The 17,390-nt window shown below is 53.0% G+C and carries 11 protein-coding genes; 5 read left to right on the top strand and 6 right to left on the bottom strand.

Going from position 1 to position 17,390, the window contains the following annotated elements:
- The first annotated feature begins 279 nt into the window (after positions 1–279).
- The 3 genes from LWL52_RS11385 to LWL52_RS11375 all read left to right on the top strand — a co-directional run bounded on the left by LWL52_RS11385 (position 280) and on the right by LWL52_RS11375 (position 6,796).
- Positions 280–4,848 carry an Ig-like domain-containing protein gene (locus tag LWL52_RS11385; RefSeq protein WP_242919897.1) on the top strand — a complete coding sequence of 1,523 codons (4,569 nt, stop codon included), beginning with the start codon at positions 280–282 and terminating at the stop codon, positions 4,846–4,848.
- Positions 4,849–5,078: 230 nt separating this feature from the next.
- Positions 5,079–6,254: a hypothetical protein gene (locus LWL52_RS11380; RefSeq protein WP_242919896.1), complete on the top strand. Its 1,176-nt coding sequence runs from the start codon at positions 5,079–5,081 to the stop codon at positions 6,252–6,254.
- An 80-nt stretch (positions 6,255–6,334) separates the two neighbouring features.
- Positions 6,335–6,796 (top strand): DUF4268 domain-containing protein, encoded by a 462-nt coding sequence (locus tag LWL52_RS11375; RefSeq protein WP_242919895.1) that lies wholly within the window; start codon positions 6,335–6,337, stop codon positions 6,794–6,796.
- A gap of 108 nt (positions 6,797–6,904) precedes the next feature.
- Here the strand turns inward: LWL52_RS11375 and LWL52_RS11370 are convergent, their stop codons facing one another.
- From LWL52_RS11370 to LWL52_RS11350, 5 genes are all read right to left on the bottom strand, one after another.
- Positions 6,905–9,481, bottom strand: coding sequence for a phosphoenolpyruvate carboxylase (locus LWL52_RS11370; RefSeq protein WP_242919894.1), 2,577 nt, complete (start codon positions 9,479–9,481; stop codon positions 6,905–6,907).
- Positions 9,474–9,812: a hypothetical protein gene (locus LWL52_RS11365; protein WP_242919893.1), complete on the bottom strand. Its 339-nt coding sequence runs from the start codon at positions 9,810–9,812 to the stop codon at positions 9,474–9,476. Before LWL52_RS11365 ends, LWL52_RS11370 begins: the two co-directional genes overlap by 8 nt.
- Entirely contained in the window at positions 9,799–11,151 is a 1,353-nt protein-coding gene (locus LWL52_RS11360) for an ammonium transporter (RefSeq protein ID WP_242919891.1), read from the bottom strand. The genes LWL52_RS11365 and LWL52_RS11360 overlap by 14 nt, the downstream gene beginning before the upstream one ends.
- 414 nt (positions 11,152–11,565) lie before the next feature.
- The gene (locus LWL52_RS11355; RefSeq protein WP_242919889.1) at positions 11,566–12,870 is read right to left on the bottom strand and encodes an NCS2 family permease; all 1,305 of its coding nucleotides are present in this window, start codon (positions 12,868–12,870) and stop codon (positions 11,566–11,568) included.
- Between the two features lie 239 nt (positions 12,871–13,109).
- Positions 13,110–13,784: a hypothetical protein gene (locus LWL52_RS11350; RefSeq protein ID WP_242919887.1), complete on the bottom strand. Its 675-nt coding sequence runs from the start codon at positions 13,782–13,784 to the stop codon at positions 13,110–13,112.
- Between the two features lie 350 nt (positions 13,785–14,134).
- Between LWL52_RS11350 and LWL52_RS11345 the strand changes: the two genes are divergently transcribed.
- Together LWL52_RS11345 and LWL52_RS11340 are read left to right on the top strand one after the other, a co-directional pair.
- A complete protein-coding gene (locus LWL52_RS11345) occupies positions 14,135–14,899 on the top strand; it encodes an oxygenase MpaB family protein (protein ID WP_242919885.1) in 765 nt (254 codons plus the stop codon).
- Positions 14,900–14,905: 6 nt separating this feature from the next.
- Positions 14,906–15,703 (top strand): Mut7-C RNAse domain-containing protein, encoded by a 798-nt coding sequence (locus LWL52_RS11340; RefSeq protein WP_242919883.1) that lies wholly within the window; start codon positions 14,906–14,908, stop codon positions 15,701–15,703.
- Between the two features lie 82 nt (positions 15,704–15,785).
- On the opposite strand, the gene LWL52_RS11335 is transcribed toward LWL52_RS11340, so the two are convergent.
- Positions 15,786–17,330, bottom strand: coding sequence for a malate:quinone oxidoreductase (locus tag LWL52_RS11335; RefSeq protein ID WP_367615711.1), 1,545 nt, complete (start codon positions 17,328–17,330; stop codon positions 15,786–15,788).
- Positions 17,331–17,390: the final 60 nt, after the last annotated feature.

Genomic DNA, 17,390 nt, shown 5'->3' with positions numbered 1-17,390 from the left:
CTAATGTATCTCAGAAACTTATTACTGTTAGCTTCTCAAATTCAAACAATAATCCAGGTCAGATACGGGCAGGTATACTTGTACGGCTATTCTTTTAAGGCATTTCAGTTGAAGTACCCGATGAAGGTACTTGTTTGCACAGGGGACAAATAGAGAAGATGGAGAAAAAGTTTACAAGAGTTTATGAAAAATTTTTTACAAAACGTGACAGAATTCATGATCAACCATTACGTTCCTACTCGGCTTCACTTATTAAAACATACCTATTTATTACTGCTTTTGTGCTTGTTTTATCCGGGTATTCCGGGCTATGGCGCCGGGCTTCCTTATCGACTGGATTTTAACGCCGGTGTAGCTGGTACTGTCGCCGATAAAGCCGGCCTTGGCACGGGATTCGAGAAAGTAGCTGCTTTTTCAGGAACCCGCCTTTCCGCAGATGGCACGCCTACAGATCCTGCAAAGCCATGGTATGAGGCAAGCAAATTAGCTATATCAGGAGGAGCCCTGCGCCTGACTACAAATAAGGGAATTGGATACCAGACCAACAACAACCAGCTGAATGCCCTGGCTGTGGCTGTGAACGGTAGCAATGGCTTGGTGGTAGAGGCCACACTGGTACAGCCCTTTTATGGAACCGACGCACAGCAGGCAGGGGTATGGCTTGGCCTGAACGACCATACTTTTCTCAAACTGGTAGTAGTTGGCAACAGACTGGAACTTCGCCGTGAGATAAATGATGTATCGGACGGAAGAGGAACAGCAGATATGCGGCAGTCCAGCATCATTAGCGGCCTCGATACAAAGACCGTTCAGATCCGGCTGGTTGTCGATGCTTCCACCGGCCGTGCACAGGGCTATTACTCAACAGATGGCACCACCTACGCCAATGTGGGTGCAAGTTATTCGCAACCATGGCTGGATGTTTCGGCGATGGGCCTTACAGGATCTTCGGTGCTGAGTGGTATTCTGGCAACACACCGGAATGCCACTACGCCTGTTACATATGCCTTTGATTCCTTTCAGGTAAAAGCAAACGCTGAAACACCGGCGCCCTCTTCATCAACCGGCGACGTGAAAATCAACTTTCAGCCCTCAACTTCGGCTACACCAACGGATTATACAGCTGATACAGGCAAGGCGTTTGATGCCACGCGAGGCTTTGGCTGGGTAGACCCTTCTACCAAGCAGCCCAAAGACCAGTCGGCCAGCATGCGCGAGCGCTCCGGCACGACCGACATCCGCCTGCGCACGCTGGTGCAGATGCAGCAGACCAATACAAAAGGCGAAACACCGGGAAGCTGGGAAATGGCCGTTGCCAATGGCACTTATAGTGTGACAGTGAGCGCCGGTGACCCGAGCTATCTGGACAGCAAGCACCAGGTGAACGTGGAAGGCGTAGCGGCGATTTCGGGCTTTGTACCTACTTCTACAGAAAAATTCCGCTCCGGCACGGTAACCGTAACGGTGCAGGACGGCAAGCTGACCCTGGATGCCAATGGCGGTACCAACACTAAGCTGAATTATGTGCTGGTGAGTCCTGTAACAGATCAGACGGCCAGGATCAACTTTCAGCCCTCAACTTCGGCTACACCAACGGATTATACAGCTGATACAGGCAAGGCGTTTGATGCCACGCGAGGCTTTGGCTGGGTAGACCCTTCTACCAAGCAGCCCAAAGACCAGTCGGCCAGCATGCGCGAGCGCTCCGGCACGACCGACATCCGCCTGCGCACGCTGGTGCAGATGCAGCAGACCAATACAAAAGGCGAAACACCGGGAAGCTGGGAAATGGCCGTTGCCAATGGCACTTATAGTGTGACAGTGAGCGCCGGTGACCCGAGCTATCTGGACAGCAAGCACCAGGTGAACGTGGAAGGCGTAGCGGCGATTTCGGGCTTTGTACCTACTTCTACAGAAAAATTCCGCTCCGGTACGGTGATCGTGGAAGTATCTGATGGCAAACTTACGATCGATGCTAACGGTGGAACCAATACCAAGCTGAACTATGCTATCATTGCCCCGTCGACGGAAACAGCTAAGGCACTTGCTTTTTCACCTACTACGCTGAGCTTTACAGCGGAGCAAGGCAATAGTGTGTCTTCCAAATCCATTTCCCTGTCTGCCTCTTCCGGCACACCGGCCGTAAAACTGAGCAAATCGGCAGGCGCAGACTGGCTGACACTGCCTGCCGCCAACTTGGGAACCATTACCTTCGGAGCTTCAAATATCAATACTAATCAAACTCCAGGCACATACCAGGCTACTGTTACCGCTTCAGCTGACGGGTATACTTCGGCCAGCGTACAGGTAACTCTCACAGTTACGCAGCCTGCCTCTTCGCAGGACATCAAGATCAATTTCCAGCTGGCCAGCTCTGCTACACCAAGTGGCTATACGGCGGACGCCGGGCAGGCATACGATGCCACAAGAGGCTTTGGCTGGGTAGATCCCTCCACCAAGCAACCAAAAGATCATACAGCCAGCATGCGGCAGCGCTCCGGTACAGCCGACATCCGCCTGCGCACCTTAGCCCAGATGCAGGTCTCCACGAACGGGGAAACACCGGGGAGCTGGGAGCTGGCAGTGCCTAACGGCGCTTATAGTGTGACGGTAAGCGTTGGTGACCCCAGCTACTTCAATAGCCGCCACCAGCTCAATGTAGAAGGGGTAGCAGCCATTAAGGATTTTGTGCCTACCGAGGAACAGTGGTCTAAGTCAGCTACTGTTACCGTGAAGGTGCAGGACGGCAAGCTTACCCTCGATGCCACAGGTGGCCTGAATACAAAGCTGAATTATACCATTGTCAAGCAGGTGCCCGAAAGTGAGCTGCTGCGGCCATTCGTAACAGCGGTAAGGCCGGCAGACGATGCGACGCTGGTGCCTTTAGACCAGTCGATCTCGGTAGACCTGGAATTCCCAAGCGGCATGTCGCTGAACGGCAGCACCGTAAACCCTAATACCGTGAAGCTATATACGGTGGCAGTTGGTGGCGGTGCAGAGGTAGCAGGTACTGCTGTGAACTCCACAGGCGGAGGAGATGCGATCACGCTATCTGCTACGCTGAAGCCAAACACCACCTACGAATTCCAGATAACGGATCAGGTAAAAGATGGCAACGGATACCCGATGATTCCGTTCACTTCCCGCTTTACTACCACAAGTACAACCCCGGAAACACCAACCGATCTGGCAGGGGTGTCTTTTACAGAATCGACGTTGATCGATAATACGTTCGGAACAGATGGCTTCACCAGCCTGGCGATCGGGCCTGATCACCGGCTGTATGCGGCCACTTCGGGAGGTAAAATCGAACGATGGGATATCAATGCGGACGGCACCTTCAACAACCACGTTACCATTGCGCCGTTCGGAACAGACAGACGGTTGCTGATCGGACTGCGGTTTGACCCGGCAGCTACTGCATCTAACCTAATTGCCTGGATCAGCCATTCCGATCCTAATTTTACAGGAGCAGCCGAATGGTCAGGAAAGATCTCCCGGGTTAACTTAACCACGCCGGCAAGTCCGCAGGTCGTTGATTATGTCATCAACCTGCCCCGCTCTTACAAAGACCACTCCACCAACAGCATTGATTTCGGGCCTGATGGCGCCTTGTATGTTGTGCAGGGAAGTAACTCTGGTATGGGGTCTCCCGATGCCGCCTGGGGTAACCGTTCTGAAAAGCTTTTGAACGCAGCTGTGTTGCGCCTCGACATTGCCCGGGCAAAGGTAGTAGGGTTGCCGGTGGATGTGAAAACGGCCGATGGTGGCAGCTATAATCCATATGCCAGCGGTGCGCCGCTTACCATTTATGCATCAGGTGTCCGGAATGCATACGATCTGGTGTGGCACTCGAACGGGCAGCTGTATGTGCCTACCAATGGCTCGGCGGCAGGCAGCAATATTCCGGCCCTAAAAAACGGCATGACCTGGTCGAACGGACAGGTATATACCGGGCCGGATATCCCGGCGCTGACAGACGTCAGACAAACGCAAGGCGACTACTTGTTCCGGGTGCAGAAAGGCGGCTATTATGGTCATCCGAACGTGCTACGCAACGAATACATCATGAATGGCGGTAACCCGACCTCCCGCGAAGACCCGGGTGAAATTGTGTGGACGATTGATGGCGTAAACTATGGTTATGCGGTGGGTACCCCGGCAGAACCGAACTACCGCGGATGGGCTTATGATTTCGGTCTGAACATTTCCCCGAATGGGGCCATAGAATATAAGAGCAATGCATTTGGCGGCAAGCTGCAGGGCAAGATCATGGTGTGCCGCTTCAGTGGCGGGGATGACATTATTACCCTGGAGCCGGGCACGTCAAACCTGGATATTATTCGGGCGACAGAAGGTATAAAGATACCCGGTTTGCGCCGGCCTTTTGCCAACCCACTGGACGTGATCGAGGATGTAGCTACCGGCAATTTATACTTGTCAGAGTACTACGATGGAAACGGGGACGGGCGGCCACGCATCACGCTCTTAAAAGCAGATCAGCCTGCATCTTCAAGCCAGACTGTAAGTGCTGCACTGCAGAGTATCTCTACTACTGCTGACGCAACAAAGTCGGCGGAAAGCTACCAGCTACGGGTGTGGCCAAATCCAAGCTCCGGCGACCGGGTGCACGTGGAGCTGAAAGGTTTCGGCCCGGGCGAGTCGGTGAAGGTGATGATGTATGATATAACCGGCCAGCAGGTACAGTCCAGAAATGTGCAGACCGACGGCACAGGCGCTGTTACAACCGAACTCCCCGTGCCAAGCGGCACCAACCAGGGTGTTTACATGATCCGGGCAGCCTCTGCTTCGGGTAAAGCGCAGGGCAAATTGCTGGTTACCCATTAAATTGTTTCGGTAATGAAAAAAGGGGGCTGATGTAGATCAGCCCCCTTTTTTGTGCCCTATTGCATCCAGAAGCGAACAAACAGGGTACGCTGGTGGCAAGATGAAAGCCGGTAGAACCCGTTGCTGTCCGGGCGAACCGAAAAGGCTTGGCGTATGTTCATCAAAAGCAACAAAGGCAGCTTTATACTTAATAAAGCCGTATTTTGGCGCCTTTTGATGAATGGGAAGTTATGTCAGATAAAAATATCCTGAAAAGCTTTAAGAAGAAGGAAACGCAGCCTGCAAGCACAGCCGTTTTCCTTCAGAACACAAAACGCTGGCTGCTGCTAAGCATACTTGTGCTGCTGCTTGGTGGCGCGGCTAATCCTGCATGGGAAACGGAAACTATTACGCTGCGGGCAGAACGGCTGCCTTTTAGCCCCAAAGAGTTTTATGTAGCTGCTGTGCAAGACGAGCGGGACGAGAAAGCGGCTGTTGCATACTTGCTACCTGTAGCCAGTGCTGCCACCGCGCAGGTTGGCACCCCACGTCCGGTCGACCTGCAGGGAGGTGGCCTGGCCGCGATCCGACAATACATTCAGAAGAGCTTGCCGGCTGATAAAAAGCTGCGACCCATCATCATCCGTCTGAAAGAGTTTAAAGTAACGGAGAAGCCCGGTGCGAAAGGCCGTGTGGACGGAAATGTTGCCGTGGGCATGACCTTCGATCTGCAGCGCGAAGAAGGCCCGGTGGAACTGCTGGCCTATAAAGGTGGCGCCAGGTATAACCGCCCGGCAAGCCAGCGCTTTGATGTAGAACCGGTGCTCCGGCAGTCGCTGGCCGACGCCCTTACTTACCTGAATACCTGGATGGACAAAGAAGCCGGCCGTAACGCAAAGCTGGCCCGAAGTATAGAGGTCTCCTTTATTGATTATACCCAAAACGGCAAGGATGATACCGTATTTTATAGGCTAGACCGGCCCCTGAACTGGAATGATTTTCTGGCTGCGCCGAGTAAAACGAGCCACTTTGCCGCGTCTGTTTTCCCGGGGTTTGCCTATGAGGGGAAAAGCACCGTGGTTAACGGGGTCATCCAGCTGGACCTGACCATGAAAGTGTATGTTTTAAAAAGATCCTCATGGGTGAAGGATGTGGCCCGTAACGCCTACAGCCTGAATCATGAGCAACGGCATTTTGATATCGTCAAAATTGTGGCTGAGCGCTTCAAGAAAAAAGTGCAGCCCGACAATCTGACGCTCGAAGATTACAACAGCATCATTCAGTACCAGTATATCGAATCGTTCCGGGAGATGAACCACCTGCAGGAACAATACGACGGCGAGACGCAGCATGGCCTGGACGAGGCCGCCCAGCAACGCTGGAACCAGCGCATTGACCAGGAAATGCACGCCCTTGGCCTTAAATAAAAATTTTGAAGTTATACTTGCCGGCCAGCACCTGGCCGGCGCCAGTTGGCCTTCCGGGCATAATTTCATAATTTGCCACTATGTATACACGCGAACAAGCTTCCCAACTCCGGCAGGCTTTCTGGACCACATTCGGACAGTATATTGCCCCGCATCTTTCTGCTGAAGGTTACCGAACCAACTGGCTGAATTACCGCACCGGCATAAAGGATGTATACTTCCGGATGCAGGCCGATAAAAAAACCGCATCCATCGCCATCGAGCTGACTCACCCGGATCTGGAGATCCAGCAGCTTTTCTTTGAGCAGTTCGAGGCCCTTCGGAACGTATTGCACGAGCAGGTGGGCGAGGAGTGGCAGTGGGCCCTGCACACAACCAACGACGACGATAAAGTGATCAGCAGGATCTACACGGAAATTTCTCCGGTCAATGTCTTTGACAAGAATGACTGGCCTGCACTGATCTCGTTCTTTAAGCCGCGCATTATTGCGCTGGATGAATTCTGGAGCAACGCTCAGTATTCGTTTGATGCCTTACGCTAGCTTCGTTTCCTGGTCCAAAGTAAGTATAAGAGCAGCAGTATAAATTCAAAAGCCGGCAAGTGTGGAAAGGCTCCATACTTGCCGGCTTTCTTCTTTTTGGAAGTATAGCTAGGCGGAATTCCGTTCGGCGTTGATGATGCCAAAAGAGCAGCGCATCACCAGTTTTTCATACAAAGGCTTGTTTGTGTCTGCTGTATCCTGCTCTTCCATTTCCCGGATGCGGGTAAGGGCAAACTGCTGCACTGTGAGCAGGGGCAGTTCGATCCGCTGGCGCATTTGGATGGAAAGCTGATTCACCGATTTATCATCCAGCAGCTCCGCTACATTGGCTAAGCGCAGCACATACCTTTTGGTCCGGTTAAATTCCTCGTAGATCATGCGCCATAGGTGGCCATAGGTCGGATGATCAGCCAGAAAAGCCGTGAGCGGGAAAAAGCACTTGCTCATTGCCATTTCGCAATTATCCAGCAGCGTTTTAAAGAACATCGAATGATGGTAGAGCTCCTCAATTTCTGACCATCTGCCGGCCTTTTCATACTGCTCGAATGCGGTGCCTACCCCGTAATAGCCGGGCAGGTTTTGCTTTAGCTGGCTCCAGGAGCCGACATACGGCACGGCGCGCAGGTCGTTCAGGTTCAGTTTGCCTGGCTTGCGTTTGGCTGGCCTGCTGCCAATGTTGGCCTCGGCATAATAGCGTAGGGGGCTCGCATAGGTCAGGTACTCCAGAAAGTCCGGGTGGTTTTTCAGGTCGCTGTACGCCTGGTAACTGGCATCGGCCATCCCTTGCAACAAAGCTTCTTCCTGTTTGGTAAGCGTAGATTCGCGGGCAGTAAAAAGGGCGTTGCTGATGCCCGCATGGATCAGTTGCTCCATGTTATACTGGGCGGCAGCGGGCGTGCCAAAGTTAGAGCTGATCGTCTGCCCCTGGATGGTCAGCTGGATTTCTTTGTTGGAAATATTACTGCCCATGGAGGCATAGAACTGGTGCGTTTTGCCGCCACCTCGCGCCGTGGGGCCACCTCGCCCGTCAAAAAAGACCACCTGCACGCCATACTGCTTCGACAGAGCGCTAAGCTCTTCTTTGGCTTTGTAAATACTCCAATTGGCCATCAAGTAACCGCCGTCTTTGGTGCCATCCGAAAAGCCCAGCATAATGGTTTGGGTGTTGTTTCGTATTTGCAGGTGCTGGCGGTAGGTTTCATTTTCATAGAGCGCCTGCATCACCTGGCCAGCCTGTTCCAGGTCGGCAATGGTTTCAAAAAGGGGCACAATGTCTACTGAAAGCGCATCGCGTTTCCAGCCACTGAGCAGCAGAAGGCCGTAAACCGCTATTACGTCCAGTGCGCTGGTACTGTGGCTGATAATATAACGGTGACAGCCTTCTTCGCCGTTGTGCTGCTGGATGGACCGGATGGCCGCCATGGATTCGAGTGTGTCGCGGTGCAGTTCGTTTACCAGCAGCGAAGCATCGAACGGATGCTCTGTTTGCAGTAACACCCGGATCTTTTCCGTATCCGGCAGCGCCTGGTAATTTTCGGGGAGGACGGAGGCTGTGGCAGCGATCGCTTCCAGCACTTCGGTGTGCACCGAGCTGTCCTGCCGGATGTCGAGGGAGGCAAAGTATAAACCAAACAATTCTACTTTCCGGAGCAGGTTTTCGACCATGCTTCTAAACAGGCCGTTGTGTTGCTCCACCAGGGTGGTCCGGATCTGCTCGAGCGTCTGGATAATATCAGCTTTGGTGATGTCGGCCTTGTAATCGGGCACGTACAGGTTGTTGTAGAGCTTTTTTTCGAGTGCTGCCACCAAGTCTTCTACGCCCCGGAAGGTAAGGCGGCGCTTCAGGTCGCGCACATCGGTGTAGTAGGACCGGATAATGGCGGCCCGCAGCGCACCGGCCACTTTGCGGGTTGTATCTACCAGCACGAACGGATTGCCGTCCCGGTCGCCGCCGGGCCAGAAGCCCAGGCGGATCAAGGGCGTTTGGGCCGTGACCTGCTCCGGGAACTGATTTTTAAGCCTGGAAAGGATATGCCCGGCAGACTGATAAAAAACGTTTTCCAGAAACCATATCAAACTCACCGCCTCGTCATACGGCGTAGGTTTCTGCTTTTTGAAAAAGGGGGTTTTGCCAAGCTGTTGCAGATAGCTGTTTACCTCGGCGGTGTTGTCGCTGGTAAGGGCTTTGGACAGGTCGTTGATAATGCCCAGCACTTCGCTGGGATAAAACTGCGTCGGGTGCGCGGTAAGCACCAGCCGCACTGAAAAGTCTTTTAGCTTTTCGGCAAGCTGCGGCTCCATGCCCGTGTGCAATATCTGCGATTGCAGGTGCTTGAGCGTACCGATGCCGTTCATGTCGTGGGTGTCGGCATAAGCGGCATCTTCCAGGGCGTCGAACAATACGACCTGCCTTTCGGCATACTGCACAAACCGGAACAGCAGGTCCAGCTGCTCCCGATCTGTTTGGTAGGAGGTATACTGCTGCATAAAACTCCGGATAATTTCCGAAGGGCTTTGTTTTTTGTCGTAGCCTTCCTCACAATGCTGCAGAAAAATAGAGAGCAGCACGCCCGTTTTCTCTACCCGGTGAAAGGGCAGCGAGGTGAAGAGACTGTTATACAACTGAAACTTCAAGCCTACTTCCTTCCGGTATACTTCCAGAATATTATCGTCCACGTTATCCATAAAAATCAATTTCTGCAATTAAATAGTTGAAAACAAGTTCCGTAGCCCCGCCAAGGAAAACAGCCTGTAACCTAAGGCCGGCGCGTGGCACAATAGCAATTCTACGGGTCGGAATAAGCCCTTTTATACTTGCCTGTTTAGGTTTAACTACTCCGTACGGATTTGTATCCTTTAAGAAGTATAGCGCTATGAAAGTTATTGTTATTATCGTTTTAACCCAGCCCAAATAGCCGTTAGCACGCAGGCTGATGCCGGTAGCCTGTAAGTATAGGATGTTCTTCTTTGCGCATACCTCCCAAGGTTGAGGCATAGCTGCTTCATACTGTTTCACCGTGCTGGCTCAGGTCGAGGCCTTCGGTTTCTTCTTTTTCTGTTACGCGCAGCGGCATGATCAGGTCTGTCAGTCTGAGCAGGAGCCAGGCGCCGCAGAATGCAAAGACGGATACGCCCACCATGGCAGCCAACTGCACTAAAAAGAGCCTGACTTCGCCAAAGATCAGCCCGTTACCTGTGGTGTTAGCTTCGTTTACCGCCTGGCTGGCAAAAACGCCGGTTAATAGCATGCCCACCATACCGCCTACACCGTGGCACGGAAATACGTCCAACGTGTCGTCAATAGCCGTGCGGGTGCGCCAGTCTACCACTAGGTTGCTCACAATGGCAGCTACTACGCCAATAACCAGCGCGTGCGGAAGCGTGACAAAACCGGCGGCAGGTGTAATAGCCACCAGGCCAACTACGGCTCCGATGCAGGTTCCCATGGCCGAGGGCTTTCGTCCTTTCAGGGAATCAAAAAATATCCAGGCCATGGCTGCCGCGGCCGAGGCCGTCATGGTGGTGCCGAGCGCTATGACCCCCAGCCCACTGGCGCCCATGGCTGAACCGGCATTAAAGCCAAACCAGCCAAACCACAGCAGGCCGGTGCCCAGCAGCACAAAAACAACGTGGGAAGGCCGGTGATTGGTGTCATAGCGTTTTTTTAAGTATAAAGCAGAAGCCAGCGCTGCCCACCCTGCCGACATGTGCACAACCGTGCCGCCTGCAAAATCCAGAACGCCCAACTGCAGCAGCAGGCCGTCGGGGTGCCAGGTAACATGTGCCAGGGGCGCATAGATGAAAATAAAAAAGAGACAGATAAACAGAATGTAGGACTTGAAATTGATGCGTTCGGCAAAAGCACCGGTGATCAGGGCGGGCGTGATGATGGCAAATTTTAACTGGAACATGGCAAACAGCAGCAACGGAATGGTTGGAGCGGCGGGCCAGGGAGCACCGTCCATCACACCGCGCATCATAAAATAAGTCCTCGGGTCACCTACCAGGCCGCCGATCGAATCTCCGAAGGCCAGGCTAAAACCGAAGACCACCCAAAGCACCGTGACGATGGCCATGCAGATAAAGCTCTGCAGCATCGTGGAGAGCACGTTCTTGTGGCTGACCATACCCCCATAAAAGAAAGCCAACCCAGGCGTCATGATCAGCACGAGGGCCGTGGCAGTCAGCATCCAGGCCGTATCGGCTGCATTGATGTTGGCAGCAGCCGTGGTGGTTACCGGTACGGAAGGAACAGCCAGGGCCAGCAGCGCCACCAGCAGCAGGAGTATAAATGGCACGCGGGAGAAAACCTTCTCAAGCGGTTTTACTTGTTGTGGGGTAGTTAGTACAGTCATCTTAATGCTTTTTTTGTGTGCCTTGCTTTTTCCTGGCAGCAACTCTAAGGATGTTTCGCTTACGGCCAAAGAAGGCTTTTGGGTTTTAAATAATAAATTAAATTATCAACAAAAAAGCATAAATATTGAAAAAAATAAAATAAAATTTAGCAAACATTGATAAATGTATACAAAACAGATTGTTAATTCGTTAAAAGTGTAAGCAGGTAAAATGCTGACTTGAGCCTACAACGCCTGAAAAAAGCCATTTGCCTCCCGGTTAAATGAGACGTACTATATGAGACATTTCGCACAACTGGAGGAGGAAAGAAAAGCGCATAAAAAAACCGCTCCCTTATTTAGAGAGCGGCTTTTAGGTGATGATCGCGATAAACCAGCTACCGCAGCTGAACCAGCCGGGTAGCAGAAGTATACTTAAGCCAGCACCAGGGCCAGAATACAGAAAATATCAATGATCCAGAGGGCCAGGCTGATTTCTGATTTCTTCCCGGATATAAGCTTGAGGGCAGTCCAGCTGAGAAAGCCCCAGATGATGCCCTGAGAAATTGAGTAGGTGAAGGGAATCAGGACCATGGCCAGGAAAGCAGGTATGGCTTCATCTAACTGGGCCCAGTCTATTTTGGTAACGGGCCGCACCATAAACACGCCTACCAGCACCAACGCCGGTGCCGTGGCAATAGCCGGAACCATGGACAGCAGGGGAGCCAGGAATAGGAAGGGCAGAAACAGCAAGCCGCCGACTACGGCTGTAAGCCCCGTGCGGCCGCCCGCTTCTATCCCTACAGCTGATTCGATATAGGCCGTTCCAGGGCTGCAACCTACCAGGCCGGCCATTGTGGTGGCCACCGCATCGGTGAGCAAGGCTTGTTTAATGTTTCGGGGCTCGCCTTCCTCATCTACCAGGTTGGCGGCTTCTGCCAGCCCGACCAGCGTAGAGAGGCTATCGAACAAATCGGTGAAAACGAACGCGAAAATGACCGGCAGCACTGCCCACTGCAGCGAATTTATGAGGTCGAGCTGGAAGAGCAGGCTGAAATCCGGCGCGGCAAACACACCCTGCCAGTTAATGAGCGGCGTGGCCTCCGTTGCCCACCAGCGCCCAAGCGGGTAAGAAAGCAGCGTGGTGAACAGAATACCAATGAGAATGCCGCCTTTTACCTGCCGCACCACTAGTACGGCCGTGAGCAGGAGGCCGGCTAAAAAGGTAAGCAGGGTAGGCGTAAGCGGGCTCACGCCGATGATGGTTGCCGGATTTGCCACAATGAATTTGGCATTGGCAAAGCCGATGAGGGTGATAAAAAGCCCGATACCTGCTGCAATGGCGTATCGCAAAGGCCGCGGAATAGCTTTTACAATATAGGTCCGGATGTTAAAGACCGAAAGCAGCAGGAAGACAATGCCCGACCAGAAAACCGCCCCCAGTGCTACCTGCCAGGGCACTTTCATGCCCAGCACCGCCGAAAACGTGAAAAAAGCATTGAGGCCCATGCCCGGCGCTACCAGGATCGGGTTTTTGGCATAAAGCCCCATCATCACACTACTGAAAAAGCACACCAGTACGGTTGCGGTCAGCACGCCGGCAAAAGGCATGCCCGCCTGGCTCAAAATGTTGGGGTTGACCACTATGATGTAAGAAGTAGCCAGGAAAGAAGAGATGCCGGCAATGAGCTCCGTCTGGAAGGAAGTGCCGTTTTTCTTCAGTTCAAAGTAAGAATTCATACGTGTGCCGTTGAGAGGTTTACCTGCTTTCCGGTGCGTCCGCAAAAGCAGCCCTAAAAGTAAGAAAAAAACAGTTGGAGCAAGTATACCCCGGTGTACGGTATTTCCGGCGCAGCCGGTAAAAGCTGAAATTCGAGCTACGACCGCATCTTGCCTGAACTAAAAAGCCGGCGCCGCTTTACCTGTTGGCAAAGCGGCGCCGGCTTTTTAGTTATACTTATACTTCCGAACGGGCTGGCCTAATGGTGCTGGCGTTGCAGGGAAGCGATCTCTTTGTTCAGTTCTTCTACCCGATTCATTTCTGTCTGCAGGTCTCTTTTTAGCTTCAGCTCTTTTTCGCGGGCGTTCTTTTTGCTTTCATTCAGTTCAGCCTCCATTTCGTTGTAAGCCCGCTGCTTTTCGTCGGTCACGATCTTGCTTTTGCGGTATACGGCCATCACCACAGCCAGCACAACCAGCAGCGCTATAATAATGATGCCCGTCAGGATCACGTAGAACTGCTTTGGCATGTCAAGCCCAAGCACCGAAATGTTGGCAATGGCGCTGGCGCTTTTCTGCACTTCCTGGTCTTTCTTCACATTATCCGCACGCAGGGCCTGCAGTTGTTTTTTCTGTTGCGCAATGGTGGCCTGGGCCTGGGCAAGTTCTTCGCGGGTGTCTTTGCTGGCATTGAGCAATTTCTTTTCGCGTTCGGCCAGCGTTGCCTGTACATTCGTCCAGAACGCATTAAGCGCTTCCACATTCACCACTTTATACTCCCGGTTATTTTCCTGGTAGGAGTTAGAGTTGCTTTTAAGTTTGTTGAACTGGTTGGATAAAGCCGTAGCGGCAGGTGAACCTTCCTTCGGTGTGCCTTGTGCCATCACGGCGGTGGAAAATAACACAAGGAACAGGGGTAGAAAGAGTGCCTTCATGGTTTTGAAATTAAAGTTTGAAATTCACTTTTGTAAAATAGTAAAAACAGTTCAGATTAGCCAAAAGGCTGCGCTAAATCGTGGGTTTACAGGGCAAGCCTTCTCCAATAACTTTTAAAGTATGGCTTTATTGTCATTCTTCCGAAAAAATCAGCAAATAGAAGTTAGCCCAAGGGCGCGTATACATCTGAAAATGATATGGGTAGCAACAGCCGCAGGCCGCGTATGATTCCGGACAGCGCGGATTCTTAACCAGCAAAGTGCCCGTAAATGCAAAAGTAAAGGTATACTGCCATGGTGGCGGCGCACGGTGTGCTGCACGTTTCGGGCATAAAACATGTTTACCAGGTATGGAATTTTTTGTGAACAAAGGCTCCGTTGTACGCCAGATCTGGGGAAAGGCCGATACGATCCTCTTCATCTTTGCCGGCGCTGCTGCTGAATTTGCCCTCAACAAGGCGGTTGACTGGTTATACTTTACCGGGCGCCTGCCCGCCGATCCGCTAGGGCGGCTTTTTTCTACGGTCGGCTATGCCCGCCGGATCGTTTTTTCGGGATTGGATGACGCCCATCGTGCCATTGATCAAATGGCTAAAATTCACGCCGGGGTGGAGGCCGGCCGCGGCATGGCCATCCCGGACTGGGCCTACCGCGACGTGCTTTTTATGCTCATCGATTATTCCATCCGCTCATTTGAGCTGCTGGAGCGAAAACTGACCGAGGCAGAAAAGGCAGAAGTTTTTACGGTGTTCATCCGCGTGGGCACCCGCATGGGCATCAAAGGACTGCCGGCTACCTGGCCAGCCTGGGTACAACAGCGGCAGCAGCACCTGCAGGAGAACCTGGCCGAAAGTGGCTATACTACGGACCTGTACCGGCAGTACCGCAAGCACCTGGGTCTGGTCAGGTATCACTTGCTGCTGCAGGCGCAGGCGCTGGTCGTGCCTGCCCGGGTAAAACAACTGCTGGGTTTCGGGCGCTTTTCGTACCTGGGCCCTGTGCTCCGGGTGTACAAACTAAGCCGAAGGCTGCGGCTGGAATGGCTGCTGAAAGCGATCATTTTGCCGCCGGCCTATAAAGCAGAGATCAGCGCCCTGGACCGGGTGCCTTCCTGATCAAACGTGATTATTGTTCCAAAATCCGTAACAAGTATAAACAGGCAAGTATACCGGATGCACCATACGGCAAGCTTCTTTTTTCATGGCCCATTGCAGGATTTTCTGTCCCGCTCCAAAAAAGGGAGTTGGCAAAGCTATGCCTTTACCGGATTGCCAGCCGTAAAGGATGCCATCGAAGCGCAGGGCGTGCCGCACCCCGAGGTAAACGTGCTCCTGGTAAATGGCGCGCCGGTGCCTTTGCTGCACCCGCTTGCCGCCTGCGATTGGGTGGAAGTATATCCTGCCGGTTCTTCTTATAACCTGCCCGAAAGCTGGTCGCTGCGGGCCAGCCGCCCGCCCACAACTGCCTTTGTGCTGGATGTGCACCTGGGCAAGTTGGCCCGGGCATTGCGGTTGCTGGGCTTTGATACTTGCTATGAAAACGACTACTCCGATCAGGCTATCGCGCAACTTGCCTCCGAGCAAAACCGCATTGTGCTGACGCGGGATGTGGGCCTGCTGAAACAAAAAAACATTACATGGGGCTACTGGCTGCGCTCGCAGCACCTGCAGGAGCAACTAACAGAAGTCATTTCTTATTTTAACCTGGCACCAGCATTCAGGCCCTTTGCGCGGTGCCTGGCTTGCAACGGGCTGATCGAGCAGGTGGCAAAAGAACGCATCGCAGACCAGCTTCCTCCTAAAACAAAGTTATACTTCGAGGAGTTTTTCCAATGCTCGTCCTGTCAGCAGGTCTACTGGAAAGGCTCGCATTATGCGCATATGCAGGCTTTTATTTCAAGGCTGGCAAGACCGCTTTAACTGAGAGTGTTATACTTGCCACAGAGCAAAACGGCCCCTGCTATACTTTAGCAGGGGCCGTTTTGCTATAGCGCGGCCAGGGTTACTGCTTTTCCATCTTATAGTATTCCAGCCCCAGCACCTCGCTGGTATAGGCCCGTATCTCGTTGCAAAGCTGCGCATCATCGGCCAGCGACTGCCCGAAAGAGGGGATCATCTGCTTTAGTTTTTCCTGCCAGGCCGCAGACGAATACTGTTCTGCAAAACACCGCTTTAACAGCCCCAGCATAATGGAAACGGCCGTGGAAGCCCCCGGCGAAGCGCCCAGCAAAGCGGAAACGGTTCCATCAGCAGAGCTGACGACCTCGGTGCCAAACTCCAAAATGCCGCCTTCTTCCGGGTCCTGCTTGATGATCTGCACGCGCTGGCCGGCTGTTTCCAGTTTCCAGTCTGCCTCCAGGGCATCGGGTACAAAAGCGCGCAGCGCATCCATACGCTCGTCAGTTGACTGCCGCACCTGGTCGATCAGGTATTTGGTGAGCTGCAGGTTATCCAGGCCCGCCTCAATCATGGGCTTGATGTTGTTGATCTTGATCGACAGGGGCAGGTCCATGAAAGAGCCTCTTTTCAGAAATTTGGTCGAGAAGCCGGCATAGGGGCCAAACAGCAGCGCTTTCTTGCCGCTGATGATGCGGGTATCCAGGTGGGGCACCGACATGGGCGGCGAACCCACCGAAGCCTTGCCGTATACTTTGGCATTGTGCTGATCGATCACCGCCGGGTTCTGGCACACAAGCCATTGGCCGCTCACCGGGAAACCGCCAAAGCCTTTGCCCTCCGGAATGCCGGTTTTCAGCAGCAGGGGCAAAGAGCCACCGCCGGCGCCTATAAAGACGAACCTGGCCTTGATCTTGCGTTTATCGCCTGTCGTAATATCTTTTACCTTCACCTGCCAGCTGGCATCCGGCTGCTGGCGCAGTTTGCGCACCTCGTGGTTCAGGTGCAGCGTAACGCCTTCCATCTTCTGTAAGCGATCAAACAAATTACGGGTCAAGCAGCCAAAGTTCACGTCGGTTCCCAGCTTCATACACGTGGCGGCCAACTGCTCTGAGGTGTCCCGGCCGGCCATCATCAGCGGAATCCATTCCTGCAGCTGGGTCTTGTCGGTGGTAAAGGTCATGCCTTCAAACAGCGGGTTCTGCGTAAGCGCTTCGTGCCTTTTGCGTAAGAATTCCACATTTTCCGGGCCCCAGACAAAGCTCAGGTGCGGAATCGTGTTGATAAAAGAGTGAGGCGAGGCCACATAGCCCTGCTGCACCAGGTAGGCCCAGAACTGCCGCGAAACCTCAAAGGAATCCGCAATCTTGATGGCTTTGGAAATATCGATGGAGCCATCCGGCCGCTCAGGGGTATAGTTGAGCTCGCAGAAGGCCGAGTGGCCGGTGCCGGCGTTATTCCAGGCGTCTGTGCTTTCGGCAGCCACCACATCCAGGCGTTCATAAATTTCTATTGTCAGGTCGGGCTGAAGCTCCTTTAATAAGACCCCGAGCGTGGCGCTCATAATGCCTGCGCCGATCAAAACTACATCCGGGTTCTGCTCTGTCCCTTTATATCGTGTCATCATACTCCATAGGTTTAAATAAGGAATACGAGGAAAACCGGGCGTATGGCTATTTGGCGCTGCCCGAATTCTGATTAGCAGTTATCC

Source organism: Pontibacter liquoris (assembly GCF_022758235.1).
GTDB classification, from domain to species: domain Bacteria; phylum Bacteroidota; class Bacteroidia; order Cytophagales; family Hymenobacteraceae; genus Pontibacter; species Pontibacter liquoris.
The sequence above is the reverse complement of the archived record's forward strand: the minus strand, read 5'-3'. Positions and strand labels throughout refer to the sequence as shown.

Excerpts from the sequence above, each read along its gene's own strand:
- LWL52_RS11380 (WP_242919896.1), top strand. The coding sequence starts at position 5,079 with ATGTCAGATAAAAATATCCTGAAAAGCTTTAAGAAGAAGGAAACGCAG.
- LWL52_RS11375 (WP_242919895.1), top strand. The coding sequence starts at position 6,335 with ATGTATACACGCGAACAAGCTTCCCAACTCCGGCAGGCTTTCTGGACC.
- LWL52_RS11370 (WP_242919894.1), bottom strand. The coding sequence starts at position 9,481 with ATGGATAACGTGGACGATAATATTCTGGAAGTATACCGGAAGGAAGTA.
- LWL52_RS11360 (WP_242919891.1), bottom strand. The coding sequence starts at position 11,151 with ATGACTGTACTAACTACCCCACAACAAGTAAAACCGCTTGAGAAGGTT.
- LWL52_RS11355 (WP_242919889.1), bottom strand. The coding sequence starts at position 12,870 with ATGAATTCTTACTTTGAACTGAAGAAAAACGGCACTTCCTTCCAGACG.
- LWL52_RS11350 (WP_242919887.1), bottom strand. The coding sequence starts at position 13,784 with ATGAAGGCACTCTTTCTACCCCTGTTCCTTGTGTTATTTTCCACCGCC.
- LWL52_RS11345 (WP_242919885.1), top strand. The coding sequence starts at position 14,135 with ATGGAATTTTTTGTGAACAAAGGCTCCGTTGTACGCCAGATCTGGGGA.